The organism is Campylobacter sp. US25a (assembly GCF_004379075.1).
GTDB classification, from domain to species: Bacteria; Campylobacterota; Campylobacteria; order Campylobacterales; family Campylobacteraceae; genus Campylobacter_D; species Campylobacter_D jejuni.
In genome coordinates, this window is record NZ_RYYM01000058.1 from 1 (window position 1) to 1,127 (window position 1,127).

Sequence of the window (1,127 nt, forward strand, 5' to 3'; positions counted from 1 at the left end):
TTACAAACATAAAGCTCTTGTTTTCTATCTTCATCTTCTAAGATTTCATCTAGTCCTTGTGCGATTTGAAGTTTTAAATTTTGCATTTTTGCAGGAGCTAAAAAAGTTAAATGATATTCGTTTAATTCTTTATTATCTTCTAAAGCATTTTTGATGATTTTATCATACTCATGTAGCTGTGTAAAATACCCTACTCCTAAATCTTTATTTTCAAATTCCTTATAAGCACTTTTATAAACTTTAGCAATGTTTTTTGGGATAATAAAATAAAGTTTGATTAAATTAGTATCAAAGCTAAGATTTAATTCTTTAAATTCATAATCTTTACTAAAGTCTTGTTTGAATTGATTAAGAATATTTATATCCTCTATATCTTTTAAATCTTTTTGATCTATGTTTAATTCACTTAAAGCTTTATCTTGTTCTTTTTTTTCATTATTGATTAAAAGATTATAGATAGGTAAATTATCTTTTTGAAATCTATCACTTTTATAATGAAGTCTTATTATAGGTTCTTTTAACTCTATTTGATTTTTACTTTGTTCTCCTAAGCCCTCTTTAGGATCAAAGCTGTGATCAAATTTAAACTTAGTAGGAGTAAAGCTTACTTTTAAAGCAAAGCCTTTATCTGTTTTACAAGCTGAGATGAGTTCTTGTAAGATTACATATTCATTATTGACTTTCTTTTGAGATAAGGATCCTTTTACATTAACAACTTTAGTGCAAGGAACACTTACACCTGCTATAGTATTAGGACAAGCTACTATACTAGAGTTTAATAAATCACTTTCTAGCATTATAGGCACACCATCATCTTTAAAAGTTTTTCCTTTGTTTGATTTAAGTATGACTTTACCTCCATGGATACATTCTAGGTTTTGATTTTCTAAAAGAGCATGAAGTTTGGCTATAGCTTGTTTTTTATCTACTTGTGTGGTTTTTTGTTCTTTTAAAGTGTTTGAAATTAAGTCTTTATACTCTAAGCTTTGTTTGCTTAAACATTCTAATTTGATATTTAAAGAATTTTCTATAATAGAATAATTAAGCAAGCAAAGTTCATCATTTTTATAAAAGATACTAAGTCTTCCTAAACCACTGCTTTCATCTTTAGGAGAAAAATAATAACT

Annotated in this window: 1 protein-coding gene; it reads right to left on the reverse strand. The window is 26.2% G+C overall.

Annotated elements, in window-relative coordinates; genetic code table 11:
- A partial coding sequence (locus ELQ12_RS09690; protein WP_243834157.1) for a hypothetical protein occupies window positions 1-1,127 on the reverse strand: 1,127 nt, incomplete at both ends.